24 protein-coding genes and 3 pseudogenes are annotated in these 25679 nt (G+C 65.2%); 11 read left to right on the top strand and 16 right to left on the bottom strand.

All coding sequences use genetic code 11. The features are described from left to right. Window positions 1-57: 57 nt before the first annotated feature. Window positions 58-363, top strand: a pseudogene (locus tag ACW4TU_RS45370) (hypothetical protein); the annotation flags it as partial. A gap of 204 nt (window positions 364-567) precedes the next feature. Here the strand turns inward: ACW4TU_RS45370 and ACW4TU_RS45365 are convergent. The 3 genes from ACW4TU_RS45365 to ACW4TU_RS45355 form a co-directional block, all read right to left on the bottom strand. Then, window positions 568-693 carry a hypothetical protein gene (locus tag ACW4TU_RS45365; RefSeq protein WP_457430916.1) on the bottom strand — a complete coding sequence of 42 codons (126 nt, stop codon included), beginning with the start codon at window positions 691-693 and terminating at the stop codon, window positions 568-570. 253 nt (window positions 694-946) lie between these two features. Beyond that, a complete protein-coding gene (locus ACW4TU_RS45360; protein ID WP_457430914.1) occupies window positions 947-1426 on the bottom strand; it encodes a hypothetical protein in 480 nt (159 codons plus the stop codon). Between the two features lie 413 nt (window positions 1427-1839). Beyond that, window positions 1840-2589 carry a transposase family protein gene (locus tag ACW4TU_RS45355; protein WP_457430913.1) on the bottom strand — a complete coding sequence of 250 codons (750 nt, stop codon included), beginning with the start codon at window positions 2587-2589 and terminating at the stop codon, window positions 1840-1842. A 203-nt stretch (window positions 2590-2792) separates the two neighbouring features. Here ACW4TU_RS45355 and ACW4TU_RS45350 point away from each other — a divergent pair, with 203 nt between their 5' ends. Next, window positions 2793-3110, top strand: coding sequence for a hypothetical protein (locus ACW4TU_RS45350; protein WP_457430912.1), 318 nt, complete (start codon window positions 2793-2795; stop codon window positions 3108-3110). Between the two features lie 204 nt (window positions 3111-3314). Here the strand turns inward: ACW4TU_RS45350 and ACW4TU_RS45345 are convergent, their stop codons facing one another. The 4 genes from ACW4TU_RS45345 to ACW4TU_RS45330 all read right to left on the bottom strand — a co-directional run bounded on the left by ACW4TU_RS45345 (window position 3315) and on the right by ACW4TU_RS45330 (window position 5853). After that, the gene (locus tag ACW4TU_RS45345) at window positions 3315-3515 is read right to left on the bottom strand and encodes a hypothetical protein (RefSeq protein ID WP_457430910.1); all 201 of its coding nucleotides are present in this window, start codon (window positions 3513-3515) and stop codon (window positions 3315-3317) included. A gap of 304 nt (window positions 3516-3819) precedes the next feature. After that, the gene (locus tag ACW4TU_RS45340) at window positions 3820-4491 is read right to left on the bottom strand and encodes a hypothetical protein (RefSeq protein WP_457430909.1); all 672 of its coding nucleotides are present in this window, start codon (window positions 4489-4491) and stop codon (window positions 3820-3822) included. Then, window positions 4488-5090 (bottom strand): sigma-70 family RNA polymerase sigma factor, encoded by a 603-nt coding sequence (locus ACW4TU_RS45335; RefSeq protein WP_457430907.1) that lies wholly within the window; start codon window positions 5088-5090, stop codon window positions 4488-4490. The genes ACW4TU_RS45340 and ACW4TU_RS45335 overlap by 4 nt, the downstream gene beginning before the upstream one ends. A 535-nt stretch (window positions 5091-5625) precedes the next feature. Beyond that, a complete protein-coding gene (locus ACW4TU_RS45330; protein WP_457430905.1) occupies window positions 5626-5853 on the bottom strand; it encodes a hypothetical protein in 228 nt (75 codons plus the stop codon). Window positions 5854-5950: 97 nt separating this feature from the next. On the opposite strand from ACW4TU_RS45330, the gene ACW4TU_RS45325 reads away from it, so the two are divergent. Further along, a protein-coding gene (locus tag ACW4TU_RS45325) for an IS3 family transposase (RefSeq protein WP_457430862.1) occupies window positions 5951-7203 on the top strand; the annotation gives its coding sequence in 2 pieces (ribosomal slippage) (window positions 5951-6233 and window positions 6233-7203; 1254 coding nt in all). Window positions 7204-7360: 157 nt separating this feature from the next. Here ACW4TU_RS45325 and ACW4TU_RS45320 read toward each other — a convergent pair. Beyond that, window positions 7361-7495 (bottom strand): hypothetical protein, encoded by a 135-nt coding sequence (locus ACW4TU_RS45320; RefSeq protein ID WP_457430903.1) that lies wholly within the window; start codon window positions 7493-7495, stop codon window positions 7361-7363. A gap of 609 nt (window positions 7496-8104) precedes the next feature. On the opposite strand from ACW4TU_RS45320, the gene ACW4TU_RS45315 reads away from it, so the two are divergent. From ACW4TU_RS45315 to ACW4TU_RS45295, 5 genes are all read left to right on the top strand, one after another. Next, entirely contained in the window at window positions 8105-9223 is a 1119-nt protein-coding gene (locus tag ACW4TU_RS45315) for a cytochrome P450 family protein (protein ID WP_457430902.1), read from the top strand. A gap of 309 nt (window positions 9224-9532) precedes the next feature. Further along, window positions 9533-10513 carry a cysteine synthase A gene (cysK, locus tag ACW4TU_RS45310; RefSeq protein WP_457430901.1) on the top strand — a complete coding sequence of 327 codons (981 nt, stop codon included), beginning with the start codon at window positions 9533-9535 and terminating at the stop codon, window positions 10511-10513. Window positions 10514-10533: 20 nt separating this feature from the next. Beyond that, entirely contained in the window at window positions 10534-11655 is a 1122-nt protein-coding gene (metX, locus tag ACW4TU_RS45305) for a homoserine O-acetyltransferase MetX (protein ID WP_457430900.1), read from the top strand. A 387-nt stretch (window positions 11656-12042) separates the two neighbouring features. Next, a complete protein-coding gene (locus ACW4TU_RS45300; RefSeq protein ID WP_457430898.1) occupies window positions 12043-13215 on the top strand; it encodes an ATP-grasp domain-containing protein in 1173 nt (390 codons plus the stop codon). 266 nt (window positions 13216-13481) lie between these two features. Then, a complete protein-coding gene (locus ACW4TU_RS45295) occupies window positions 13482-14690 on the top strand; it encodes an MFS transporter (protein ID WP_457430896.1) in 1209 nt (402 codons plus the stop codon). 321 nt (window positions 14691-15011) lie between these two features. Here the strand turns inward: ACW4TU_RS45295 and ACW4TU_RS45290 are convergent, their stop codons facing one another. From ACW4TU_RS45290 to ACW4TU_RS45280, 3 genes are read right to left on the bottom strand one after another with little or no spacing between them, the layout of a single operon-like run. Then, a complete protein-coding gene (locus ACW4TU_RS45290; protein ID WP_457430894.1) occupies window positions 15012-15593 on the bottom strand; it encodes a DUF6262 family protein in 582 nt (193 codons plus the stop codon). Next, window positions 15590-16186 (bottom strand): hypothetical protein, encoded by a 597-nt coding sequence (locus tag ACW4TU_RS45285; RefSeq protein ID WP_457430893.1) that lies wholly within the window; start codon window positions 16184-16186, stop codon window positions 15590-15592. Before ACW4TU_RS45285 ends, ACW4TU_RS45290 begins: the two co-directional genes overlap by 4 nt. Beyond that, window positions 16147-16713 carry a CYTH domain-containing protein gene (locus ACW4TU_RS45280; RefSeq protein ID WP_457430891.1) on the bottom strand — a complete coding sequence of 189 codons (567 nt, stop codon included), beginning with the start codon at window positions 16711-16713 and terminating at the stop codon, window positions 16147-16149. The genes ACW4TU_RS45285 and ACW4TU_RS45280 overlap by 40 nt, the downstream gene beginning before the upstream one ends. 141 nt (window positions 16714-16854) lie before the next feature. Between ACW4TU_RS45280 and ACW4TU_RS45275 the strand changes: the two genes are divergently transcribed. Next, window positions 16855-17481 carry a nucleotidyltransferase family protein gene (locus tag ACW4TU_RS45275; protein WP_457430889.1) on the top strand — a complete coding sequence of 209 codons (627 nt, stop codon included), beginning with the start codon at window positions 16855-16857 and terminating at the stop codon, window positions 17479-17481. On the opposite strand, the gene ACW4TU_RS45270 is transcribed toward ACW4TU_RS45275, so the two are convergent. From ACW4TU_RS45270 to ACW4TU_RS45255, 4 genes and pseudogenes are all read right to left on the bottom strand, one after another. Further along, window positions 17456-19876 (bottom strand): site-specific integrase, encoded by a 2421-nt coding sequence (locus ACW4TU_RS45270; RefSeq protein WP_457430887.1) that lies wholly within the window; start codon window positions 19874-19876, stop codon window positions 17456-17458. The genes ACW4TU_RS45275 and ACW4TU_RS45270 overlap by 26 nt on opposite strands. Beyond that, window positions 19873-20226: a helix-turn-helix domain-containing protein gene (locus ACW4TU_RS45265; protein WP_457430885.1), complete on the bottom strand. Its 354-nt coding sequence runs from the start codon at window positions 20224-20226 to the stop codon at window positions 19873-19875. Before ACW4TU_RS45265 ends, ACW4TU_RS45270 begins: the two co-directional genes overlap by 4 nt. A 16-nt stretch (window positions 20227-20242) precedes the next feature. Then, window positions 20243-21346 (bottom strand): tyrosine-type recombinase/integrase, encoded by a 1104-nt coding sequence (locus tag ACW4TU_RS45260; protein WP_457430884.1) that lies wholly within the window; start codon window positions 21344-21346, stop codon window positions 20243-20245. Between the two features lie 65 nt (window positions 21347-21411). Continuing rightward, window positions 21412-22613, bottom strand: a pseudogene (locus tag ACW4TU_RS45255) (tyrosine-type recombinase/integrase). Between the two features lie 120 nt (window positions 22614-22733). On the opposite strand from ACW4TU_RS45255, the pseudogene ACW4TU_RS45250 reads away from it, so the two are divergent. Next, window positions 22734-23180: pseudogene (locus tag ACW4TU_RS45250) on the top strand (ATP-binding protein); the annotation flags it as partial. A 34-nt stretch (window positions 23181-23214) separates the two neighbouring features. Then, window positions 23215-23739: a DUF1877 domain-containing protein gene (locus ACW4TU_RS45245; protein ID WP_457430883.1), complete on the top strand. Its 525-nt coding sequence runs from the start codon at window positions 23215-23217 to the stop codon at window positions 23737-23739. Window positions 23740-23835: 96 nt separating this feature from the next. On the opposite strand, the gene ACW4TU_RS45240 is transcribed toward ACW4TU_RS45245, so the two are convergent. Beyond that, the gene (locus tag ACW4TU_RS45240; RefSeq protein WP_457431012.1) at window positions 23836-25041 is read right to left on the bottom strand and encodes an IS256 family transposase; all 1206 of its coding nucleotides are present in this window, start codon (window positions 25039-25041) and stop codon (window positions 23836-23838) included. Window positions 25042-25679: the final 638 nt, after the last annotated feature.

Raw genomic sequence — 25679 nt, 5'->3', positions numbered from 1 at the left:
CCCCGCGGCGACGGTAGTAGCGGGACCGAACGCGCGGCCTGCCCCATGCCCGCGGACATGCTCCAGCACGACCAGTTCGTTCGCTCGGTCAGGTTCTTCCGCCGCTACGCGCAGGCGGTCGAGGACGCGGTAAAGGCGTCGGCCGCCTACTACACGGGCGGCACCTCGGTGCTTGACGACGACACCTACGACCGGCTGGTCCGCGGCATCGCCGCATGGGAGACCGAGCTTCCCGATCAGGCGCTGCCCGCATCGCCGACCGGGAGGGTCGCTGGCGGCGCAGTGGAGGGGGATGTCCCGCACACGGTCGCGATGCTGAGCCTGGACAACGTCTTCTCGCCGGAGGAGTTCACCGCCTGGACCACTCGTTGGCCCGGCGTCCTACCGGCCGCCGGATCTCATGCATGTCCCCACCCAGAGCCCGCGGTGTGCGGGGCGTGCCAGAGGGGGCAGGCCACCCAGCCCACCGGGCTCGCGCCCGTCGCGCCGGGCCGGTGCACCTGTGTGACCTACCGGCACGCACGGGTGAGCCGGCGGCGGATCACGGAGCGCGGCGCGGGCCTGGGTTCAGGAGCTGATCAGTAGGTCCTTGCGTGCCTGCCCCAGGTCGGTCGCCCAGATCCACAGCCGGTGCTGGGGCGGCACCTGGTGGTAGTCGTAGAGGCCTCCTTCGGTCAGGATCCGCAGGTCCACGCACACCCGTTGGTAGGCCTGGGAGATCGCCCCGGCCGGGTCGGTCAGCTCCCTGGCGCCGAGCTTGATGCAGGCCCGGTACTCGTATCCCAGCAGCAGGTCCTGCCCGAACTGGGCCCAGGCGCCGAGTTGCTGTGTCCAGGCCGCCTGCGCCTCCGTCCAGCAGCAGGTTCAGGTCCCTGGCGGGCGGGATGGAGGGGTAGATGAGGAAGGTGGCCGCCCAGCCGAGCGCCACCATGTCCAGGTTGAACGTTCACCGGCGGGGGTTGTCGCGTGGCGGCAGCGGATCGGAGGCGCTGCCGATGAACCGGGGCGCGGTGTAGGCCAGCAGGCGTCCGTTGCCCTCGACGAGCTCGCCGGTGGCGATCACGGCCATCTTGCGCTGGGAGCCGTCGGGACGGGCCAGGCGGGTGGCCACCATGGCCGTATGCGCCTCGGCCGCCGCCTGGCCCGCGTCCTGATGGCGCTGCGCGGCGTCGGGGGTGATCCGGGCGACGAGATAATTGCGCAGGTCCTGCGGCAGCGCGTCGTAGGTGCCGTTTAGCAGCCGCGTCTTGGTGCGCTCCAGAGTGGCCTGGGCGGTGGCCGGGGCGCCGCCGTAGTGGCTTTCCGGGGTGTCGATGGACACCATGCGGATGGCCATTTCGATGTTGGGGGTGTCACCGTCGGTGACGCTCACGAACCGGTAGTCGTTGGCGGGCCGGCTGGGGCCCACGAAACCGAGATCAACCACAGCTGCTCTCCCGAAGGTTGGCCCGAGGCCGCGAGGGTGGGACACCCGGCAGAGCATCACGGCTGATCAGGGGGTTCCGGTACTTGCCCGCCTGCCGGTGACATAGCGATTCCTGCCCCCGGCATCCGCCAAACCTGCGCGGAGAAGCCTCACCCGCCGGTGGACTACTGCAGCAAAGGGGGCCAAAACTCGTTGGGTGGAGCCACGACTCACTGGTGAAGCCACGGTGCCGCCAGATCATCGGGGAACGTACCCCGGCAAGAGCAGCGCCACCCTGGCCAGCACGTGGCCGCACCACGGCCGAGTGACGCTCTGTCACTATTTCTGCCGAACATCGCCGGAGTGCTGCGCCGACTGCCATCTACTGGTCACACCAGGTGATCAGCAGTCGATGGCGCCATCAGTGAGCTTCTTCAGCGTTGCCGCTCCAGGGTGAGGACGGCTTTGGCGATTGACGTCATCCGGTTGGGACTGCATCGGGATCTGCGGAAGATGCGCCAGGACTTCAGGTGTGCGACGCCGCGTTCGACCGGTGCCCGTGCCGCGGACAGCGCGCGGTTGAGGGTCTTCTCGGTGAGGGTGAGTTCCTGCAGGGGCTTGAGTTTGATGCCGGTACTTACCCACGGGCCGCCGCCCTGGTAGGCGAGGTCGGCCAGGATGGGGACGCCCTGGCGTTCGCAGATGCGGATGATCCGGTGGGTGCGGGCGGCGGTCAGGTCGTGAGTCCGGCCGGGCAGTGCGGGTGAGAGCCACAGCAGTCGGCCGCCCGGATCGGTGACCACCTGCACGTTCACCCCGTGCCGGCGGTGCTTGTGGGAGTAGTCGGCCCGTCCGTCGCCGACCCGGTCGCACTCGGCGAGCGTGCCGTCCAGCAGGACGAAGTCCGCATCGGCCTCGCGCAGGACCTTCAGCAGGCCCGGCGCGCGTTCGGCGAGCAGGTGGATGACCGTGCTGGTGTAGGCGTGGGCGGTGGATTCGCTGATTCCGAACCCGGTAGCGATCTTCGCCAGGGTGGTGTGTTCGCGCAGGTACACCAGTGCCACCATCGCGCGTTGAGATGGGCGGAGCTTGCAGCGCCGGTCACCCTCACGGGTGACGATGAGCATCGTGACCCACTCCACGAGGGCATGGGGCAGGTCGAGTGCGGCAGGACAGATGACCAACGAGGCCCCCGAGCAGCGTGGTTGAGACGTCAGACATCTCGATCAACAGCCCGGGGGCCTCGCTCGTTGCGCTTCGCAGGCCGTCACCTGATCGGAGGCCAACTCGAAGAAGCTCAGTGTGACGTACGGTCGCGGCCGCAACCGAAGGGGTCCTTGCGGTGCTCTGGACCTGTGATCCGCAGTTCGCCGGTGAGGAGACAGAAATGACCGCCTGGAGCTACGAGAGCCTCGGTTCGTGCGCCGTCGTCGACCCCTACGCCGTACATCCCAGTGACGATGCCTGGCCGACTGCCGCCCAGCCCTGCGATGACCTCGACTACTTCCTGCCGCCGCCCAACCCCGCCGACCGCCTCAACTACATCCTCAGCCCACACGACCAGCAACGTCTCGCCCTGCATGCGGCACTCACCGTCACCGGCATCCCCCCGATGCCCGAAGACCGTGCCGTCATCGACCAGCTCAGCACCCTGCCGGCAGACGTCAACAACACCCTCCAGCGCTGGCTGCACCACGCCCAATGAGATCAAGGAAACCGCGTCGTGCGCTGCTTGACGTGGGCGGTGCCCGGTACGGCTACGGCGCCAGTCTTGGGTCTCCAGAACGCAGGGACTGGTGAGACGTCGGTGTCGTCATCTCATGGCGAAAGCGACGTTCGCAATGTGCCGCCGGCAGAAGGCCGGTTGGCGAGGATACGGCGGGCCCACCCGCAGGGCCCGCCGCCGGCGTCAGTGGCGGGTCTCCCACCACAGGATGAGCAGGGTCACCGCGCCGCTGCCGAGCCGGTTCGCCGCACCCTGGAGAAACTGGATCTGGACATCCTGGCCATGCCTTCCGAGCCATTTGCGCAGGCGATAGCCGGTGTCCCTGACCCGCCTGCCCATGTGTGCCCAGTGCTTCGGCCCGCGTTTCGCGTTACTCTCGTCCAACGGAGTTCCTCTCGTTTTCGGCGTGCTGGAACACCGCGCAGGGAGCCCTCCCAACACTGTGGCCTGAGAAACCAGTTGGGATTCAGGGCTCCTTCTGCGCGTTCAGGGGAGTGTATCGACGGCCGCGAACAGCCGGTTCCGGCGTCGCAGCCATGAGTGCCGTCTCGCGCCGTCTCGCGCCGTCTCGCGCCGTCCAGTTCCCACCGAGCGGCTCACGACCCAGCTGAAAGCGCAGGTAGATGACGTGGGCTCAGCCACGGGGTGGTAACCGTCACAAAGCCACACGCTCGGTGGTGTCGCGCGGTCAGCGGCGGGTGAAGTCATGCAGTCGGTCGGCGAGTTGCTGGTCGGGGCGCCGGACGATGATGCACGAGCCGGTCTTCTCGGTGGCGAGGCGGTCGACCTCCATTTCGAGGCCTCCGGTGGGCGGGCTGGTGAGGCTGGAGCCGGTCCTGCGGACGTACGTCGCGACGGCTTCGAGGGTGGCGAGGAAGTCGCTGTCGGGGGCTTCGGAGTCGAGGACGTCGTGGGTGACCTCGTGGAGCCAGTGCCGTGCCTCGCGCGTCTCACCGAGGGCGAGGTGGTGCAGGTGCAGGCAGTAGGCGGCGGCGCGGTGGCCGGCCCCGGCGGCGAGCTGCCACCAGAACTGGGCGCTCTCGCGGTGGTCGGTGAGGTGGAGCAGGCACGCGAAGATGAGGGCGCCGTCGACGTCCAGCTGGTCCGCGGTCACTTCGTCGGGTTCCTGGGCGAGGCGGTCGACGTGGTCGGCGGCGTCGGGCTTGTTGAGGATCCAGCGGCACACCACCGACAGCCGCTGGCCGGCCTCCGCGGCACGGACCATGTCCCGGTTCGGCATCGGTGACGCGGTGGCTGCGTCGGCGGCGAGGCGGCGCAGCGCGGCGCCGACGTCGAAGCCCTCGTGCCGTGTGGTGGGGACACGGGCGTCGGCCAGGAGGGCGTCGATGGTGGTGCTCACTGTCCCGGTCCCTTCTTGCTCTTGTGCGGGTCGGCGGGCAGGCGCAGCTGGATGCGCAGGCGGTCCTTGCCTTTGCGGCCGTGGTAGTCGACGGTGCGGGTGTCCAGGCCCATGTAGCGGGCGATCTGCTTGGTCGGGTAGCCGAGCAGATGGCGCAGGACGATGACGGTGAACTGGCGGGTGGGCAACTGAAGGATCGCCTCGTACAGGCCGTTCGTGCTGCTGGCGATCTCCAGCTGGCTGCGCACCGCTTGCAGGTTGCGGGCTATCGGGGCGTTGATGAGGAAGGCTGGCGGGCGTCCGTCCTCCTTGAGGCGGCGGGTGACGCAGCAGTGCAGCACCGCCAGGGTCTGCTGTTCGAGGTCGCCCTGCTGCAGCAGATCGTCCCAGCCGCCCAGGATGGTCAGGAAGACGTGGTGGACGACCTGTTCGGCGACCCGGCGGCTTCCCAGGTGGATCTCCGCGAAGTCGTGGAAGAACTCCTGATGTCCCAGGTAGAAGGCCTCGAAGTCCAGCGGCAGGTCGGGAGGGGCCTGGACGGGCTGGCCGTGGCCGCCGTCCTGGGGCGATACGTCAGTGGTGACGTCGCCGTTGCCCATACGGTCCTCCATGCGATGCGGGCACCGGACTCTCCGTCGAGGCCGGTGGGATCCAGCACGGGTCAACTTTCCCGCGCAAGCGCCCAGTTGGATTGGGCCCTCACGCACCACCCTGTCGATTTTCAAGGCCTGAAACTCATGCGACCCCCGAAAATCGTCACTCACCGATCTTGACCGTAAGCGGAACGTGAGTTCTCTAATCGGGCAGACGTTCCACGCAAGCACTGTGAGCTGGGAAAACAGAGCCATACGGAGAGGTTCACTGTTCAAGAACCGCCTGGTTCGTGTCAGAGGTCACACTCTGCTCCCTTCTGTACAGACATCTGACGACGCGCCCCCGTCACCCCTCCTATGTGCAGAACCGATCCGCCGTCACCCGATCGAGGGGCGCGCGGTGGTGAGAGCGAAACGCGCCGGGCGCCAGCCCTACAGCGTGCTGCCTCAGGCCCTCAGGCGCCTGTGTGACTTACCGGCCCGTACGGGTGAACCGGCGGCGGATCGCCGAACGTGGCGCGGGCCTCGCCCGCTACGAAGATCACCCGCTGTCCGTGATCTCCGAGAGGAACCCTTCGTGCGCCCCACCCGCTCCCATACCGCCAGCACTGCCCCCGCGTTCTCCGCACTCGCCGCCCTGCTCTCCCCCGCCGCCGCGCACGCCGCCGCCCCCGGCGACACCGTGGCCCTGCCCGTACGCGAGGCCCTCCACGCCCTGGCCGTCCAGACCGAGGACCGCACCGGGTACGAGCGCTCCAAGTTCCGCCACTGGGTCGACGCTGACCGCGACTCGTGCAACACCAGGCTTATCTGCACTGAACCGTTCCGGGTCGAATGGAGGCTCGATTCTCTGAGAGGATTGAGTCATGGCACGTCCCTCCCCTTACCCTCCTGAGCTGCGCAAGCGTGCGGTCCGCATGGTCGCCGAGGTGCGGCCCGACTACGCCACCGAGTGGGCCGCGATGAAGGCGGTCGCGAGCAAGCTGGGGATCGGTTCGACCGAGACGCTGCGCTCGTGGGTCCGCCAGGACCAGGTCGACGGCGGGACTCGGCCAGGGACGACGACGGAGGAGTCTGCCCAGGTCAAGGCGTTGAAGAAGGAGAACGCCGAACTGAAGCGGGCGAACGAGATCCTGAAGGCCGCGGCGTCTTTCTTCGCGGCCGAGCTCGACCGGCCACATCTGCGCTCGTAGCGTTCATCGACGAGTGCCGGGACCGCTTCGGCGGTGTCGAGCCGATCTGCAGAACACTCTCCGAGCACGACTGCAGCATCGCCCCCTCCACCTACTACGCCCACAAACAGCGCCAGGAGAATCCCTCCGCCCGCCAACTGCGGGACACCGCTCTCAAGGACCTGATCAAGGAGATCTTCGACGCCAACTACCGTGTCTACGGGGCCAGGAAGATCTGGCGGGAGCTGAACCGGCAGGGCCACACGGTGGCCCGGTGCACCGTCGAACGCCTCATGCGTGAACTCGGCATCACCGGCGCCGTCCGCGGCCGGAAGGTCGTCACCACCATCGCCGACCCGGCCGCGACACGGGCCCCGGACCGTCTCGACCGCGACTTCGTCGCCGACGCGCCGAACCGCACCTGGGTCGCGGACTTCACGCATGTCGCGGCCTGGGCCGGCACCGTCTACGTCGCGTTCGTCGTGGACACCTTCTCCCGCCGCATCGTCGGCTGGTCCGCCGCGATGAGCAAAGAGACCCAACTGGTCCTGGACGCGCTGGAGATGGGTATCTGGCAGCGGGACCGCGACGGCCACCCGCACACGCCCGGCAAGCTCATACATCACTCGGATGCCGGGTCGCAATACACCTCGTTCAAGCTCGCCGAGCACCTGGCCCACGACGGCATCGCAGCCTCCATCGGCTCGGTCGGCGACGCCTACGACAACGCCCTGATGGAATCCACGATCGGCCTCTACAAGACCGAGCTGATCAAGCCCCGACGGCCCTGGAAGACCCTGGCCGAGGTGGAGTTGGCCACCGCCGAATGGATCGACTGGTACAACTTCCGCCGCCTGCACGGTGAGATAGGCCACGTCCCACCCGCCGAATACGAAGCCGGCCACTACCAGACAACCCAGAAACTCCAGGTCACAACCACAATCTAGAGTCTCCAACCAACCCGGGGCGGTTCAGTTCGACCTGGATCCGGCCCCAGAAGGGCTCCATCATCGCGTTGTCCACGCAGCCGCCGATGGAGCCCATCGGCGGCAGCAGGCCGCGTCGACGCCCGCGACCTGAAACGCCTGTTCGCACTACTCGTCCTCACGTGATCACGAACCGGACTGCGCGCGAATACGCCGAAGCCCTGACGCGCAAGGTCGCGGCGACCACGTCTCGCTTGTCCGTGGACAACAGGCCGATCACGCCGTTGGAGATGTCAATCTCGATGGTACGCACGGGCAGTAGGACTGTCTCGATGGTGCCCTTTCGGAACTGCACGCTCCATCTATGGCAACAGGTGATCGTCACATAACAGCACAAGCCATAGACAAGGCGTCGGGGCTCTGGCGCGACGGGCCTGGCCAAAAGGAGAAGAATTAACTGTCCGCAATGGGCATCAGGGGCACTCCGCAAGCAAGCACTGCTACCAAACACTGTGCCCGAAGGTGCCATCTTGCGAGCGAGGTATTGCGTGACCTCGCATTGGCGACCGTAAGGTAGTAGCGGTTGCTCCAATTTACCGAACCGAGCGTTATCCGGAGTGGCAGGGACACTAACGACGAGCCACTGACCGTTGCTTGGCATAGAGGGCAGTCAATTCAAGTAAATTCGGGTCGAGGAGACCCCTCCATGTGCCGCACCTTATTCAGTGTGAGCGTATGGAATTCCACCGAACCTCACAGAATGGTGACAGTTATGAGTAACCGAGGACTAGATTATCCCGCGTCTAGTGAGGTCAATGGGAGAGATATCTCCTCCCGTACTCAGATATCTCCTGGGGTCGATGCCGAAATACCGGCGCATCTTGATGTTCTGGATCGTTCATTTCACTTTGCCCTGCCATGCGTGCAGGCCGCACAGCAGAAATCATGGTATGCGACGTCAGAGTTGGGACCGGTGGTGCTACGCCACAGGGAGGTAAGCGAACTCTCGCGCCACCGCGGTCTCGTGCATGCCGGCCGCCAACAGTTGAATTTGACCGGTATCGAAAGTAGTTTCGCTGATGAGTGGTTCGGGTCACTCCTAATCAACTCGCTGACGGTCACATCTCAGACCGGCAATCATGATGGCCTACGCCGGTTGATTGGGCATGCATTCAAGTGCGAGCCGTTCACACCGTCGTTCGTCCAGAAAATTGCCCGCGAGTTGGCGGAGGAAATTGCAGTCTCTCCGGAATGTGAATTTCTTAAAGATTTTGCCACACCTCTCACTGATCGGATGATCGCCGCGATGCTCGGCGTGTCCATGGCGGATTACGCGCCGATTGCGCAATGTGCACGTGACCTGTCCCTGGTGCACGACCTATCACTCGACAATGTAGTGACCAAGGTGAACGAAGCTGCCATGCAGCTCAACCTGTATCTAACTGACCTTGCCGAGCAGCGTAGGCGACGGCCCGGCTGGGACGCCGTATCCGTCCTTGTCAGCAAGTCCCCGGATGCAGCGACGACATTGCGCGCGTTGATGTCACTGGTCATTGGGTTTGAGGCACTCAGGCTACAGTTCGCCAACAGCGTAATAGCCTTTGCGTATCATCCACAGCAATGGCAATCGCTGGCAGGGAACCCTGAACTGGCCGATGCTGCTTCCGCCGAAACGTTGCGCTGGATTCCGGGGGCGCCCCTTCAGATTCGGTTTGCTACGGAAGATATTGAATACCAGGGAATGAACTTGGCGGTGGGCAGCCCGGTAATCCTGTGTTCCCTGCAGGCCAACCGCGACGGCTCAGATGGCGGTCATGAATTCGACATCCTCACAAAGCGGCACCAATCACACCTGTCTTTCAGTATGGGACCGCACCACTGCATGGCCTCCAAGACCTCGTTCAGCCACGTCTCAGAGGCTTTGAGTGAGCTCACAGCCACGTTGGGAACCCCTGAGATCATGGAGCCGATTTCGTGGCGCGCACCATCAGGACTGCATGGACCTGACCGTCTTATGTTGCGGTTCGCAGCGCGACCGTGACCCGGAAATTTCTGCATCGGGTTCCTCCGGTGGTGCAAATATATCGGCGCGTCAGTAAGCCGTCGTTGTCTTTGCAGACTTGAGCGGTGCCCGTCGAACGAGGGGTTCCGCTTGAGTGATCTTGCCGTGGTGGGGGCAGGGGCAGGTCCTCCTGCTTAGCTCGTGGGTATCGAACCCAGGGAGTGTCAGGGCCAGCCCGGTCATAACCCCTGCGCCTGGAGTACCGCAGCGGCTTACCGGCTGACGCAGCGTCTGCCCCACGGCCGGATACAAGAAGCCCCGTATTCGCCTACAAAGGACAGTTCCCCCATGCCTCTCTTTGACAGTATTCTCGACACTATCGGCCGCACGCCCATCGTCAAACTGAACCGGCTTGCGCCTGAGAATGTCACGCTCTATGTAAAAGTCGAGTCGTTCAACCCCGGTGGCTCCGTGAAGGACCGCCTCGCGCTCTCCGTCATCCTCGACGCCGAGGCGAGAGGAGAACTGAAGCCCGGCGACACGATCGTGGAATGTACCTCGGGCAATGCGGGCGTCGCGCTGGCAATGGTGGCCGCGGCGCGTGGCTACCGATTTGTGGCGGTCATGTGCGATTACTTCTCGGTGGAGCGGCGGAAGCTCATACGGGCCTACGGCGGCAAAGTCATCCTCTTCCCCGCTGTCGCTGAGGGCCGCACTGACGGCAGGGTCATTGCCGACGAATTGGCAGAAAGGTATGGCTGGTTCCGCTCCCGGCAGTTCGACAACCCTGCCAATCCTGCCTACCACCGGGAAACCACAGCGGCGGAGATTCTCAGCGACTTTGCCGGAAAGCGGCTGGACTACTTCGTCTGTGGCTTCGGTACAAGCGGGACCCTGACAGGCGTCGGCCAGATGATGAAGCGCGCCCGGCCCAATGTACGCATCGTGACCTTTGAGCCGGACAAGGCCGCCGTGTTGGCCGGCCAGGAGTGGGAGACCCACAAGATTCAGGGGCTGGCCCCCGGTTGGGTGCCCGGAGTGCTGGACAGAAGCGTGATCGATGAACTCCTGACCGTGGACGAAGTCGTGGCACGCGACACCGCGCGCCGGCTCGCCGCCGAGGAAGGAATCTTCACGGGTATAACAGCCGGAGCCAACGTGGCGACAGCGCTGCGCATCGCGAAGACCGCTCCCGAGGGCTCGGTCCTTCTCACCATGCTGCCGGATACCGGCGAGCGCTACCTGTCCACCTTTTTGTTCGACGGAATGAATGAGGGCTCGGACGACGAATGGCTGGCCTCGCTCGACGAGGCCCCCGGCGTCGCCTGAACCTGAAGGAGAACGGGCGCATGAGGGAATTCATCCCCCCTGCCACTCGCTTCATCGACCTGCCCGAAGATTTTCCGATGAAGCATGGTGGCACGCTTCACGGTGCGCGCATCGGCTACCAAACCTATGGGAAGTTGAACGCTGCACGCGAGGTTATCTTGATTCTCGCCGGCCTTTCGGCCGACGCGCACCCTGCCGCACACCCGGACGACCCAAGTCCAGGATGGTGGGAGGCAATGGTGGGGCCGGGAAAGCCCATCGACACGGACCGTTGGTACGTTATCTGCATCAACTCCTTGGGGAGCTGTAAGGGCTCGACGGGACCAGCCTCTATCGATCCAAGAACAGGCGACTTCTATCGGCTCAAATTCCCTGACGTCACCATTGAGGACATCGCGGATGCTGCAGCCTACACAGTGCGCGCGTTGGGATTTGATCGCCTGGCCTGCGTGCTGGGGGCCTCGATGGGAGGGATGAGCTCATTGGCTCTGCTCGCTCGGCACCCTGGGATAGCGCAGAGCCATATCAGTATCTCCGGGGCAGTGCACTCGCTGCCGTTCTCGATCGCCATCCGCTCCCTGCAACGCGAGGCGATCCGGTGTGATCCACTGTGGAACCGGGGCTGGTACCACGCGGAACAGTATCCGCAGCGAGGCATGCTCATAGCGCGCAAGTTGGGCATGGCGACGTATCGTTCGGCCCAAGAGTGGGAGAGCCGCTTCGGTCGAGCGCGCCTGAGCGCAGATCGTCAAACGGAGGAGGAGCCGTTTGGCCTGGAATTCGAGGTTGAGAGCTATCTGGAATTCCATGCCCACCGCTTCCTGCGCGAATTTGACCCCAACAGTTACCTCTACCTCAGTCATTCGATCGACCAGTTCGACCTGGGTGAGTGCTGCGGTATCACCCCGAACGACGCCCTGTCCAAGTTGCACCTTGAGAAGGCACTGGTGATTGGCGTAGAGACCGACATCCTGTTCCCGTTGAAGCAGCAGCAGCAGATTGCTGAGGGGCTAAGTGCTGGAGGAACCGATGTTCAATTCCTGCCACTGGACTCATCACAGGGGCACGACGCATTCTTGGTCGACACCGATCATTTCGGGCCGCCGATAGCCAAGTTCCTGTCGATGGGATGGAACTACTGACTTCGGCAAGTTCGGGTCTTCGCCGGAGTCGCTGACGGAGCCCAGTGCGGCTGGTACTCCGGAAGCATATGCCCTGCAGACGGTGGCACTGGTACTGGCCGGATTCGTCGCGCGCGAAAACATCACATCGCAAAGGGTTCCAGAGTCGCGGCTGGTGCGACGTGGGCGCTGGGCCGTTTTCCTCCCGAGGCCGGACCTCTGCGTCACTTTCGGACCGCCTAATGAAACCGCACTTGACATAAACCTACACGTCTCGCCCTTACGGAGAATCCAATGAATGACTCGACTCACCCCCGCCCGAAGCTTATCCTTGTGGATGGATTTGGTCTCTCCCCGGATTGGTACCTCCCGCGGCTCTGCGATCGGCACGATGTCGCAGTCTTGTGGATGCCGTCCGGAGACGAGTCGGCGGATAACGGAAAGCAGGAACTGTTCACGTCCTGGGGGTGTCGAAGCTCGATCTTCCACAAGGGCCAGAATCTCGTCCAGATGATCAAGAAATTCGCCCTCTCCGAAAACGCTGACGGCCTTCTCTCGTTCAGCGAGCTGCGGGTCAGCGATACCCACACAGCGGCTGCGGAACTGGGGCTCCCAGCCAACCCGTTGCCTTCTGTTCCGGCAATGCGTGACAAGTACGTGCAGCGCCAACGTCTGGCTGAGGCCGGCGTTCCGGTTCCCCGGTTTGCGCTGGTGCGTAGCGCCGAACAGCTCGAGGAGGCACACCGGCACGTTGGGTCACCAGCGATCTTCAAGCCGGTGACCGGGGCGGGCAGCCTGGCAACCTACGCGGTCGGCCCAGACACGAGCCTCAGGGGCCTGTGGGAGACAGCACGCGCAGCTCATGAAAACGATGCGCGCGGCGGCAAAACAGCCACCTTTATCCTTGAAGAGCGACTCATAGGCGTCAGCAAATACTCAGACGAGCGATACGGAGACTATGCCAGCGTCGAATCCATCGTACATGGTGGACAGATCAGCCATCTCGCCGTGACCGACAAGTTTCCCCTCACTGATCCTTTCCGGGAAAATGGCGGAATTCTTCCCTCGGTGTTGCCGGCGGAAGACATAAATGATCTGTACAGTGCCGCCTCGGCGGCAATCACAGCTCTCGGACTCACCAACTGTGCCGTGCATGCAGAATTCAAGCTGACGGCGATCGGCCCGATGATCATCGAGGTTAACTGCCGGGTTGGCGGCGGAGTTCCGGAGCAGCTTTACTACGCTGCCGGCTACGACATCATTAGAGCGCTTGCCGATGTCGCCCTGGGGAAGACTCCCCCCGACATCGGACAGTTCAAGATGGCATCTGCCATCATGTTGCCCCAAATACCGTCTCGGCACCTAGAAATTGCTCATGTACCCACTGCGGATGAATTGCTTGCGCTGCCCAGTGTAATGAGCGCACGGGTTAACTATGTGCGAGGAGAACGGCCGCAATGGGAAGAAGGAACGATGACAGGAGCGCTCGCGCGCGTGTATGCCGCTGCTCCGGACGCGAGCACATTGCTGGAGACCTTCGACTACCTCAAGTCCGAGAAGTGCTTTTCCTATGGAGCCTAGCGACTCGGACCACCCCATTAAGATCGGCCGGAGCGCCAGCCTCATCCGCGCGTCGGTCAGGAACGGAGGCAAGGTCGTCGCCGAAATGACCTCTGCTTTCATTTCCGGCGCGCTCTGCACTCTGACGGGTGTGAAACCGCCGGTCAGTCGCTGATATGTGACATAGGCGTCAATCGAGGTTTCATAACGATAGCGCACCTGCGTGGGACCCATTTCAAATGGGTCGCTCTTTTACTGTGGGGGAATTCTTGACGCTCGGCCCAAATGTGGCGCGCGCCGTCGGTGCGGTTCGTATGGGTGGATTGCCGAGAAGCTTCTGGGTCGTCTTCTCAGGCCAGTTCATCAACCGCATCGGCAGCATGGCCGTGCCCTTCCTGGTGCTTTATCTGGGGGAGCAAGGTCTGACGGCGGAGGATGCGGGAATCGTGCTCGGAGCGGTCGGTGTGGGCGGCCTCGCCTCCCAGCCGCTGGGGGGTGTGCTCACGGACCTGTTCGGCCCTCGCTTCGCACTGGTGGCAGGGCTTTCGGCCAGTTGCGCCACCAGCGCCCTACTCGGCACAGCCCGAGGGCTGGGGTCGGTCCTCGCCGCCGCACTGCTGTTCGGCGTCGTGGCCGACATCTACCGCCCGGCTGCCGCCGCGGTGGTCGCCACCTCCGTACCGGTCGCCGACCGTCCGCGCGCATACAGCCTCATCTACTGGGCCGTCAATCTCGGTGTGGCACTGGGTGGTCTGCTCGCCGGTCTGCTCGCCCGGCACGGCTACGGGACCCTGTTCGCTGTGCAGGCACTGACCACCGGCGCGTTCGCCCTGCTGATTTTCGTCCTACTGCCGGCGGACCCTCCGGAGCGCGAACGAGCGCCCGCCGCAGACGGGTTGGCTGCACCCGGTGCGCTGCACGACCGGCTGCTGCTCGCCCTTGCCGCGCTCAACCTGGTCAACGGGATAGTCACCGCCCAGATCACGGTCGGTTTGCCGCTGGCCATCAGGGACGACGGCCTGAGCGGCTCCGTCTACGGATCAGTCTTCCTGGCCAACGGCATCATCATCAGTGTCACCCAGCCCCTGCTCTCTGCCTGGCTAGAACGCTACGACCGGCTGGTAGTGCTGGGGGTGTCCTGGCTGGTTTTCGGCCTGGGTATTGCCGCCACCGCACTGGCCGACTCCGCGCTCGGCTACGTCGTAACGGTATGCGTCTGGACCCTGGGCGAGATCGGGGCAGCCAGCTTCGTCGGCTCCCTGGTCGCCGATCTGGCCCCGGACCGTGCCCAGGGCCGCTACCAGGCCACGTTCGGCTGGTCGTATGCGGCCGCACAGCTGATCGGGCTGCCGATGGGAGCCCAGCTGTACGCCACTGCGGGACCCGCCGTCCTGTGGTGGACATGTGCCGTCCTGGGCGGCGCCGGGCTGGCCGGGGGGCTTGCCCTGGCCGCTCCCGTGCGGCGTCGGCTGCAACAGATCTCGATGATTTCGTAGGCTGAGAGCGGGCTAACCCGACTACATGTCGCTGTGCATGAGCAGGGCTACGTCCGGCATGCGCGCTTCCGGGACAAAGGGTGCACCGCGGCAGCAACGACTGGGAGCTCCCGTCTGCGGCAACCGGCCATGGCCCGATGAACTTCCCCGCCCACCGCTGATCAGCTGTCCTTACGGCCTGACTGTGGACAGTCGCGAGAAGGACACTTTCACCCGTCTCGCCTCCTCCTGCACCACCAAGCCGATCACGGTCGAACTCGCCCGGTGATGACGGGTGGCGGCCCCTCTCGGTAGGGGCCACCACTTCGTCGGATGAGGATCTCAAGGCACTGCGCGTATGGCCTTGCGCAGGGCGAGCCGAAGCGACGTGATCGTTTCTTCCGACTCCTCACGCTGCTTCGCGAGTCGTTCGGCGCTGGCGCGGGCCTGGGTGAGGTCTGTGGCCAGGACCTGATTGTGGTGTTCCAGATCCTGGATTCGATCGACGAGATCGGCCTGTGCCACGTGGTCGATCTCCGCGCGCAGAGCAAGCTGGACGCGGCGCTTCAAAGTGTCACGCTCCCGTTTCAGGTCCTGGATCTCCTCACGGGCGAGCGCGAGGTCGGTGTGCAGGCTGGCGGGCGTGGCCCGCTCAGACCGGGGAGCCGCAGCTGCTTCTATCCCATGATGGGTCTGGTCGTTCATCGCGTCCCGGATCGCCGCCTTGACCTCGGGATTGTTGTAGACGAACCACGTCGACACGCTCGCTTCTCGTGCGACGCGGGCGAAGGAGACGCGTTGTCCGGCTGTGAGCAGGTCGCGGATAACTTCCCGCGCACGGGTGGTCTTGGTGACGCTGTCCGATTGCCTGGCCTGGCGCAACCGAGCCACGCGGGCGTCGCGAGACGATGCGGTTCTGCTCACCCGCTGCTCCGTACGTTCAGGCGGTCCAGTGGGATGAATGCGGCGGCTGATCGCGCCTTGCGCAGTTCTCGGGCCGCTTCCTCAACGGCCGTTCGTTCGCGCTCTGGCAGTGCTTGAAGCGTGTGCTGCATCTGGTCCAGGGACTTGCCGTAGCCGGCGATCTGGTCGTCGAAGTTGCGGATGACCCAGTCGGCAGCGCCCATCGCCAGGGCTGCCTCCTTGTCGGCCCGCAGCTCGGCGACCTGTTGTTCCAACGCCGGCAGGTAGGAGGGGTCGGGGCGGTAGAAGTCGCAGCCAGCGCACTGGAAGCGGATACGGCAGTGCTGCCCGCCAGCCTTGACGTTACTCGGTTCGCTGCAGCCGCCGTAGGGGACCGCGACGGTCTGGCCCTCGTAGGCCAGTGCGTCGCTGTAGCCGTGGGGGTTGCCGTGCCGGTCGAGGGTCAGCTGGGCAACTGTCTCGACGGCTTTGCGTTTCCGCTCCAGGGAGACCTTTAATGGTGGAGTCGGGTATTGGAACTGCCTGAATGCCTGTGCCCGAGAGGCTTCGACGCCTAGGGAGTCGCTGGATGGAGCCCGTACTCGGCCAGCCACTGAAGCAGGTCTTGGCGAGAGGTCTCGACGAGTCGGCCTCCGGTGAAGCGGGCGTCGTCGGTCACCTCTGCCACGCACTCTGGAGGGGGCATAAAGGACTGGGCCTCCTCGTCGGTGGTGAACTCGCCCTCCGCCAGGACCAGGCCCTGCAAACGTCCGTCGAAGACGTCGACGCCCAAGGGAGGCACGCTGAAACGCGTCTTGGTCAACACTGCGGCCGGCAGTGAGGCGAGCAGGTCGTACTCAGCCGACGACAAGTACGTATTCGTGATCAGGCCCTGAACCGCGCCTGGCCGAGAGACCGGCACCTTCTGGGTGAGCTTGAGTTCGCAGCCGCCGTCTGACCGTTCGGCGCGTCGCAGACGCAGGCGCGTTCCCACCAGATAGCGGTCGGTGATCATCCGGGTGACCGTCACTGCTGACGGTGCCGGCGCTTCAGCCTGCAAGAACCGCCGTTCCCGCTCGATGCGCGCGTACTTTCCCGGGTGAACCGTCTGACCTTGAACCCCGCCGGCCTTGTCCATCATGAAGACAGCTTCCCAGCTGGTTCTGCTCGCGATGCCTGAGTTTTCAGTGGGATCGACCTCCCGCAGCCGTCGAAACAGCCAGGAGGGGCTTCGCGAAGTGGATCGGCCGTGGCCCTGGGCGAGTTGTGGTAGGCAGGGGTGGTGATCAGCCGACTCCCTCTCGACGAGCAACTCGAGTCCCTGCGTGCGGTGCTATCGCGTAACGACGTGTTGACGGAGGTGCTGGCGCGGACTGCGACGTTGGGTCTGCCTGGGTGGTTTGTGACCGCGGGATGCCTGTTCCAGACTGTGTGGAACGTGGCAACGGACAGACCACCGACCAGCGGCATCAAGGACTACGACGTCTTCTACTTCGACGCCGACGATCTGTCCTGGGAAGCAGAAGATGCCGTGATCAAGACCGGCAAGGAGGTCTTCGCCGACCTTCCGGCAGAGGTTGAGATCCGCAACGAGGCCCGGGTCCACCTCTGGTATGAGGACAAGTTCGGAGTGGCGTGTCCGCCGTATGACTCCACTGAGGCGGCGATCGACAGTTTCGCTGCGACGACCTGCTGTCTGGGAGTCCGGCTGGAGACTGACGGCCGGTGGCGCGTGTATGCGCCGCATGGCCTTTCGGACATGTTCAACCTCGTCGTCCGGCCGAACCCTGTGCTCGCCCCTCGCTCGGTCTATGAGACCAAGGCGGCACGATGGCAAGAGCAATGGCCCGAGCTCACCGTGCTGGACTGGCCCGCCCTGAGTGTCACGACGACCTGGTCCGGCGGCTGACCTCGGCTGCGTAAGCGCCCCAGTCTCCGGCAGCGGCTCGCTGCCACTTGACGGCAACGGTGATGTCGATGCCGAGGGTGCGGGCGAGAACCGCAGCGGGCAGCTCGGAGGCAAGCTGGAACAGTGCGGTCGAGCGGGCTTCCGCGAGGCGGATGCCGAGTTTGCGGAGCCGTTCGCCCATGGCCCAGGCGCTGATCGGTCGGCCGGGCTGGCCTCCGGGGAAGAGCCAGGGCGAGTCTGTGCGGCCGAGGACGGCATGGCTGCGACGAGCCTCGACCTGGTGGAGGGCCAGTTCGGCGACAGGTGCGGGAAGTTCGACCGGGACGGCGCCGAGGCGGATGCGGACCTCTCCGTCCGTCTCCTCGATGTGGGCGACGGTGAGCCGGGAGATCGCCGCGGGCCACTGGGCATAGAGGAGCAACAGCAGGCCAGCGAGGCGGTCTTCGGACTTGAGGGTGTCATCGTGCAGCAGGCGGCGGGCGGTGTGCCAGCGGACTTCGTCGTCCATGGGCTGGGAGGGGCCGTTCCATCGTTCGGCCGGGAAGGTGAGATCGCGGGCGATCTTCTGGGAGAGGGCCCAGCGCACGAAGTGGCCTGCCTCCTGGCGGTGGCGGACGTCGTCGCTGGTCATCCAGCGCTCAAGGTCGGTCTGCTGGCAAGTGGCAAGGGTCAGGTTCTGGTCCGCAAGCCAGTTCAGGAGATAGACGGCTGCCCGCAGATGTTGCCGCGCGACCTGGAGCTGGTTGTGCGTGGTCTCCTTGCCGCGACTGCGTCGGCGAAGCCGGCGCAGGAGGTGCCAGGTTGCGTACCGGTGCAGGATTTTCCGTCCTTCGGCGGTCGTGTGGGAGGTGACGAGGTCCTTCACGTGCCGTTCAAGACGGACCATCTGCTCGTCGCGTTTCGGCAGGGTGTCGGTGGCGACGAGGACGCTGCGGATGTGTTCGACGACCTTACCTTCGGGGAGTTCGTCCAGGGCTTCGTGGGTGAGGGGGCGGCGGCCGGAGCCGAGGTCGGACAGGACGGTGGAGACGATGCCATTGGAGAGCCAGCGCATCGCGGTGCCGGCGCGTTCGGTGCCGGCCAGGGCCTCGTGGAGGGCCTGCAGTTTCGGGGGTATGGAGCCGGTGTCAGTGGAGAGGAGCTCGTGGAGCCGCTCCTTGAGGGTGCAGCGGGGGCACGGACCCGGCGCATGCAGCCGTTCGGCTTGTCCGCAGGTCGGGCACGGGCGCCAGAGCTCGGCGTCCGGTGTGGTGCAGGGGCCGCAGACGGGGGCGTCGGCGGTGCCGGAGTGGATGCCGCGGAGTCGTCCGCAGACGATGCAGTGAGCCGGGCGTCTGTCGCAGCCGCCGCAGCGGGGCAGGCCGGTGAGCTTCGAGAGCATGCAGGGTGCGGTGCGGCCGCAGATCGAGCAGAGCAGTACGGGCAGGGGACGGCAGTTCGGGCAGACCGGCCCTTCGGCGGTGCGGCAGCTGACCATGCGTGACTCGCCGCAGACGGTGCACGTCTCCCGGTTGGCCGGGTCCCTGATCAGGCAGTTCGGACACAGTGGTCGCCCCTGGGCGTCGCGGGTAGCCGGTTCGCGCCGAGCACCACAGCGTACGCATTCTTCGATGCGGGACTTGGCGATGCAGTTGCGGCAGACCCGCTGCCCGTCCAGCGGCTTGTCGATGTGGACAACCCGGTGGCAGCGGGGGCAGGCGGGCCGGACGATCCCGGCGACGCCTGCCTCGTGCAACAAGTCGATGAACCGCAGAATGGCACGATGCGGTGCCAAATGGCCCTCTCCGGTCAGCAGACGTGGGTTCTCCTCCAGGGCCCAGACCACTCGCTGCCGATAGGTGGGACGCTGGGGTGCCGTGCGACGGAGGGCTTCGGCGATCACGTCGCGGTCGGCGTCCGGGGCGATCGCGGTGATCACCTCGTGGACGACCGTGACCGGATCACGGTCGTCGTTGTCGGGACACATCTTGCAACGTGGCAGCCCCATGCGGTCCCGGAAGCCGACGCGGCGGACGTTGCCGCAGGCGGTGCACTCCGTGGTCTCCTGCCCGCAGACCGAGCAGTACCAGTCCTGGCCCTGCCGCTGGAAGGTTCGTAACTTCTTGCCGCACTCGACGCAGACCGGCGGCGAGATCGCCGAGGCGCCTGCCCTGCGGAGCCCGATGAGTAGATCGCCGATGGCCCGGGGTGCCGGGGACCGGCCGTCGGTCAGGACGGCGGGCCGCGTGGCCAGGGCTTCCGCCAGGCGCCGTGACTTCGCGCGGCCGCCCGCGACCGCGGTGACCACGGCCCGGATGGTCTCGGCGCCGAGTCCCTCCTCGACGTCTGCGACCAGGTCTGTGATCAGGCCGATCGGGTCCGCGACGGCCCGATCGAGATGGTCAGCAGTGGTCACGGCCGGTCAACACCCCTGATCCTGGCCCGCTTGGGCCGCAGTCCGCCGAGTCCCTCCGAACCGGATGCCGTGCCGCCGCCGACGGCTGCCTTCTTCGGCTTCTTCACGGCCCCGGCCGCCACGATGGGCTCGATGAGGTCGTCCATGGTGCAGTCGAGGATGTCGAGCAGGGCCATGAGGATCTTCAGGCTCAGCCGTTCAGGTCGCTCGACGACGAGCCGGTAGACCTGGCTCGATGACAGGCTGATGCCGCGTTCGGCGAGCGGAGGGATGAGGTCGGTGGTCGAGAACATCCCGCGATCGGCCATGACTTTGCGCAGGTGCCAGTGGTAGTCGAGCTTGGCGGCCATCGCCGGATTCCTCCTGTCAGGCCCCGGCGAACGCCGGAGCCAGTGCCTTGTGCAGGGAAGTGTTCATGAAGTCATCGCTGACGTGCGTGTAGATGGCCAGGGAGCTGTCGCACTCATGGCCGACCTGCTGCTGGATGAACCGGCGATCGACCCCGTCCTCGGTCAGATGCGTGACGTAAGAATGCCGGATTGAGTGGGGAGTCAGATCTTTCGGAAGCTTCAAGGCGTCGCGGTATGCCTCAAACCTGTCGTTGATAGAACCGGGCTGGAGGCGGCCCCCTCGCTCGGTAATCCACAGAGCCGGGTGATCAGGGGCTCCGAACCGCGGCCGGACGTTCTCGACGTAGTCAGCGACAGCCTCGACGGCCCAGTCCATCACCGACAGCACGTTCCGCCGCCGCGGCGGCTGCCCCTTCTTCGCCTTGCCGAAGCGGACGTTGAGCGTGCCGTACCGGCCGAACTGCCGGGCCTGCGGGTTCCGCCCGAAGTCGACCACATCGAGCTTGGACGTTTCGGTCCGGCGAAGCCCCCACCCATAGATGACCTTGAAGAGGGTGGCATCCCGGTAGGCGGCGAGGGCCCCCTTGCGTTTGGACTTCACGGCGCGTGCGACCTGGTCGTCGGCGTAGTCGAGGAACCGCTGAAGCTCTTCCCTTGTGAACGGCCTCGCCTCCGGGGCGCCTTCGTACTCCTGCAGGTGAGGGAGGGTATTCCACTCATGACAGATCGCCACCGGATAGGTGCCGAATGCTTCCTCACATGCCGGGCCCCAACCGTAACGGGCGTCGATGAGAAGCTCGGTGAACAGCCGGACAGTGCCCTGGTAGCTGCGGATCGTGGACGGCGCCAGATGCTTCTCGCTCGTCAGAGATGCCGACCACTCGTCCAGGTGGGCCGGCGTCCACTGCCACGGGTACTCGTTCGCGAACTCCAGGAAACGGCGGATCAGCCGTTCCCTCGGGTCGATCGTCTCGTCCTTCAGCCCTCGCGACTTCTGCTGAGCCCGCCAGCCCCGCAGCATCGCGTCGAACATCGCGTCCTCCGGACGCAGCTGGACCACTCCGGAGACAAGCTCCATATGAGCCGCCCCGGCCAGGGCCACCTTGCGCTGATGCACCACTCCAGACCATCCCTTCTGGAGAGCAGATCATGCATCAGAAGGGATGGTCTCGGCAACACCACTGCTCAGGACGCCAGTTCGTATAGGCTACGGAGTCCTTCCGTTTCCCGCCGTGACCACGCGACCTGCGGTTTCTCGCCCGTCTGATGCAATTCCCGAGGGTTGCCATAAAGGTCGAGCGTCGTCTGCACGTGTGCGTGACCGAGCCGCCGGGAGACCACCCACTCCGGCGTCCCGGCCAGCAGGAGCGCGGTCGCGTGGCTGTGACGGAACCAGTGCGGCGTCCAGGAGGCGGGCCCGATGCTCTTCTTGCGCAGGGCGGACACCTTGTCCCGCACCGTGCCCTCGCGCAGGGCGGCCAGCAGCGGCGGCCGTTCCAGGTTCACCAGCAACGGCGAGCCGGTATCGATCTCGATGCCCAACTCTGCGGCCCCGCAGGCGAGTTGGGTGAGGTAGTCGGCGAACAATCGCTCCAGGTCGCAGCCGACATAGACCCGCCGTGGGCGCATCATCTTCACCCTCGCCCCGTTCGGATTGTCCTCGCGCGGCACGATCTCGACATAGGGAGTCGCGCCGCGGCCCATCACGAAGTCACAGATCCGCAGGCCAAGAGCCTCGCCGAGGCGCATCCCGGTCTCCGCGAGCAGAGCGAACAGCAGCCGGTCGCGCAGGTTTCCGTTCCAGTCGCCGACCGTGGCGTCCGGCATCGCGCAGCCGTCCAGGATCGCCTGGATCTCGGTCGGCAGCAGCAGCGGAGGGCGCCCGCGATGCCTCTGGCGCCGGACCCTGACCAGCGAGGACCGTGCCGGTGCGGTGCGGGCGTCCAAGTGCGCGAGCAGCCCCCGGGCCGGCGCCCGGCGCGGCGTCCCGCGCATGAGCCGGCCGCGACCGGCACCGAGAAGACCGCCTCCTGCCAACGATAGAAGGAGATCAACGCGGCCAGTCTCGCCTCCAGCGTCCCTGCCTCCGGGGCCTGTTCGGGCGTGACGAGGGCGTGCTCGACGGTGCGGCCATTGCGCAGCCAGGACAGGAACCCGGCGACTGCCGGGACCCCGAGATCGCCCCATCTTTCGGCCTCATCGCGCTGTTCGAGGAATGTCCACCACTGGGCCAGCGAGGTCGCATAACCGCGGACCGTGTTCGGTGACCACAGCTGCCGGTGGGCCTCCAGCCAGTCCTCGACCGGCGCGACGGTCCGGTATTTCTCGTCGATCACGGTCCACGTCCGCCGCCCGTTCGCGGGCCGGACCGCCAAGCTGTGCGCCACTGATGCCGTTCCGTCTCGTTGAAGAACTCCCGTTGATAGCAATGCATCAACGACGCAGAACGCTCACGGTGACGCTCGTCGCAGACAGAGAATCGAGGGGCTCACGCCCCGCTGATAACGGTCGGGGTGGGCAAGACACACGTGGCCCAGGTCCTGGGCCATCTCGCGGTCCGCCAGGGCGCCCACGTCCGCTTCGCCAAGACCAGCCGCATCCTCGCCGACCTGGCCGGCGGCCACGCGGACCGCACCTGGGAGAAACGGATCCGTGAACTGGTACGGCCCGACGTGCTCATCCTCGACGATTTCGCCATGCGTCAGCTCACCGCGACCCAGGCCGACGACCTCTACGAACTCGTCTCCGAGCGGCAGGGACGGTCCCTGATCATCACCAGCAACCGGGCACCCAGCGACTGGTATCCGCTCTTCCCCAACCCCGTCGTCGCTGAGTCACTCCTCGACCGGCTGATCAACACCAGCCACCAGGTCATCATGAACGGCCCCAGCTACCGCCCCAACAAGCGCCCCAAGAGCCCCACCGACAAGAACGGCAGGCCCCCAAGCAAGTAGGAAAACCGGTGGACGCCGTCGGGATACTGCCGTCATGGCCGTCACCCAGCAACTCGCCCGCGTCCCGGCGGAGTATCTCGCCGCATGCCGCCAGTCAGCCGGAACATCGACCGATGGAGATCCCAACTGGGATCCGCCGTCGGCGGACGTCCTGGACCTGGACTGGGCGCCAGCCGTGTTGGAACGGGTCTGCGAGCTGGCAGGTCTCGACGGCGTCCACCTGGATGCTCTTCGGCAGGCCACCGAGGGGGACTCTGTCATCGATCTCAGCTTCCTCAACACGCACCCGCATGCCATTGGTCCCTTCGGACCGCCTCCCACTGTCCTTTCCGCAGCTCAAGTGGCCCGCGTCTCGGAACTGCTCGGTCAAATCGACTTCCCGGCCGTCCTGGCCGGCCTGCCGACCGAAGACACCGAGGCCGCTTCCTTGATCGGTCATGGGGCGGACAAGATCGTCGGTGGCCCGAGGAAGTACCTGCTGGGGCACTTCAATGCCCTGCGCGATTTCTACCTTGCTGCATCCCAACGGCACCTTCTCCTCGTGCTCTGGTGGGACTGACCCAGGACTTCATAGTCGGCTCACGACCCCGCACCTGGGGAATTACGTGACGTTCCGGGTGTGTCAACTTAACGGCTGATCTTGGTTGTTGAGGTGTCAGTTGTTGTTCGGGGTCAGGCGGCCTTCGAAGGCGATCTGGAAGGCGTTCAGGGGCGCCTTCCAGCGCATGGTCCACCTCTTGCGGCCCTTGCCGGTCGGGTCCAGGCTCATCAGGGCCATGTAGATGCACTTCAACGCGGCGGCCTCGTTGGGGAAGTGCCCGCGGGCGCGGACGGCCCTGCGGATGCGGGCGTTGACACTCTCGATCGCGTTCGTGCTGCAGATGACCTTGCGTATCTCGACGTCGAAGGAGAGGAAGGGGACGAACTCGGCCCAGGCGTTCTCCCACAGCTTGATGATCGCCGGATACTTCCGGCCCCAGGCTTCCTGGAACTCCAGAAACCGTTCCGTCGCCGCGTCCTCGCTGGGTGCGGTGTAGACGGGCTTGAGCGCCTTGGCGACCTTGTCCCAGTCCTGGCGGGCCGCGTAACGGAACGAGTTGCGCAGCAGGTGAACCACGCACGTCTGGACAATCGTGCGGGGCCAGACGGTCTCCACGGCCTCGGGCAGGCCCTTGAGCCCGTCACAGACCAGCATCAGCACGTCGTCCAGGCCGCGGTTCTTCAGCTCGGTGAACACATGCAGCCAGTACTTGGCGCCCTCGCCGCCGTCGCCGGCCCAGATGCCGAGGATGTCGCGAGTGCCGTCCACGGTCACCGCCATCACCACGTATATCGGGCGGTTCGCGACCTTCCCATCCCTGATCTTGACGTTGATGGCGTCCACGAACAGAACGGGGTAGACGCGGTCGAGCGGCCGGTTCTGCCATTCGGCCATGCCGTCCATGACCTTGTCGGTGATGGTGGAGATGGTCTGCTTGGACACCTCCGCCCCGTAGACCTCGGCGAGATGAGCGGAGATCTCCCCGTGGGTGAGGCCCTTCGCGGACAAGGAGAGCACCATCTCGTCGACGCCGGTCAGACGCCGCTGGCGCTTCTTGACGATCTGCGGCTCGAAGCTGCCGGCGGTATCGCGCGGCACCCTTACCTCCACCGGGCCGACGTCGGTCAGCACGGTCTTCGCCCGGGTCCCGTTGCGGCTGTTGCCGTTGTTCTTCCCGGCCGGATCGTGCTTCTCGTAGCCGACGTGGTCGGTGATCTCGCCCTCCAGGGCGGACTCGAGCACCCGCTTGGTGAGCTGTTGCAACAGCCCGCCCTCGCCCGTCAGCTGCAGCCCCTCGTTGCGGGCACGGTCAACCAGCATCGCAACGAGCTGCTCGTCCGACACCGCACTCGACTGTGCCTGAACCACCTGCTCGGCCTGCCCGTTCTCCACGGCGGTCTCCGTCATCAGACGCATCTCCTTGATCATCAGATCCGCCGTTGATTAGACACTCCCGACGTTCCGGCTGGGGAATTACGCGAACGTCCACACAAGTACGTACCGTCCCAGAACTCGCTACCAAAGGCGCCTAATCTTGACGGTGTTGGAGACCTTGTTCGCCCCCAGCGGCAGTTTCCAGACGCAGGTGTCCACCACGTTTGTAGAAAGTTCCTGCTCCTGAGTGGCATCGACTCGCCGGTAGTACAGCGTTTCATGGAGCCGATGGGTGACCTTTGTATCTCACGTTCGGTTATGGAGCTTCTCGTTTCCGCCTCGGGGACGATGGACTCCTTGGGGCAGTAAACAGAGTGCTCCGTGCCCTTCTCGCCGACATTGTCTTCCTGGCTGATGAAGTAGTATTTTGTCCCCTTTGAAGGCGCGCAAGTACTTTGGTAGTCGTCTCGAAAGTGCTGCCGACTTGATCAGGCGCGCTGATCTCGACAGGGACACTGCACCGTGCCGACGGGGAACTCTTACCGTTGTCCTCTACAGGCCAGGAACTTTTGCTACTTTCCTCT

It is taken from the genome of Streptomyces kryoterrae, from assembly GCF_054072135.1.
This window is presented reverse-complemented; position numbering and strand designations above follow the sequence as displayed.

Bases quoted from the DNA above. Each gene is read 5' to 3' on its own strand.
- ACW4TU_RS45350 (WP_457430912.1), top strand. From the start codon at position 2,793: ATGACCGCCTGGAGCTACGAGAGCCTCGGTTCGTGCGCCGTCGTCGAC.
- ACW4TU_RS45335 (WP_457430907.1), bottom strand. From the start codon at position 5,090: ATGGGCAACGGCGACGTCACCACTGACGTATCGCCCCAGGACGGCGGC.
- cysK (WP_457430901.1), top strand. From the start codon at position 9,533: ATGCCTCTCTTTGACAGTATTCTCGACACTATCGGCCGCACGCCCATC.
- metX (WP_457430900.1), top strand. From the start codon at position 10,534: ATGAGGGAATTCATCCCCCCTGCCACTCGCTTCATCGACCTGCCCGAA.
- ACW4TU_RS45300 (WP_457430898.1), top strand. From the start codon at position 12,043: ATGCCGTCCGGAGACGAGTCGGCGGATAACGGAAAGCAGGAACTGTTC.
- ACW4TU_RS45280 (WP_457430891.1), bottom strand. From the start codon at position 16,713: ATGATGGACAAGGCCGGCGGGGTTCAAGGTCAGACGGTTCACCCGGGA.
- ACW4TU_RS45265 (WP_457430885.1), bottom strand. From the start codon at position 20,226: ATGGCCGCCAAGCTCGACTACCACTGGCACCTGCGCAAAGTCATGGCC.
- ACW4TU_RS45245 (WP_457430883.1), top strand. From the start codon at position 23,215: ATGGCCGTCACCCAGCAACTCGCCCGCGTCCCGGCGGAGTATCTCGCC.
- ACW4TU_RS45240 (WP_457431012.1), bottom strand. From the start codon at position 25,041: ATGCTGGTTGACCGTGCCCGCAACGAGGGGCTGCAGCTGACGGGCGAG.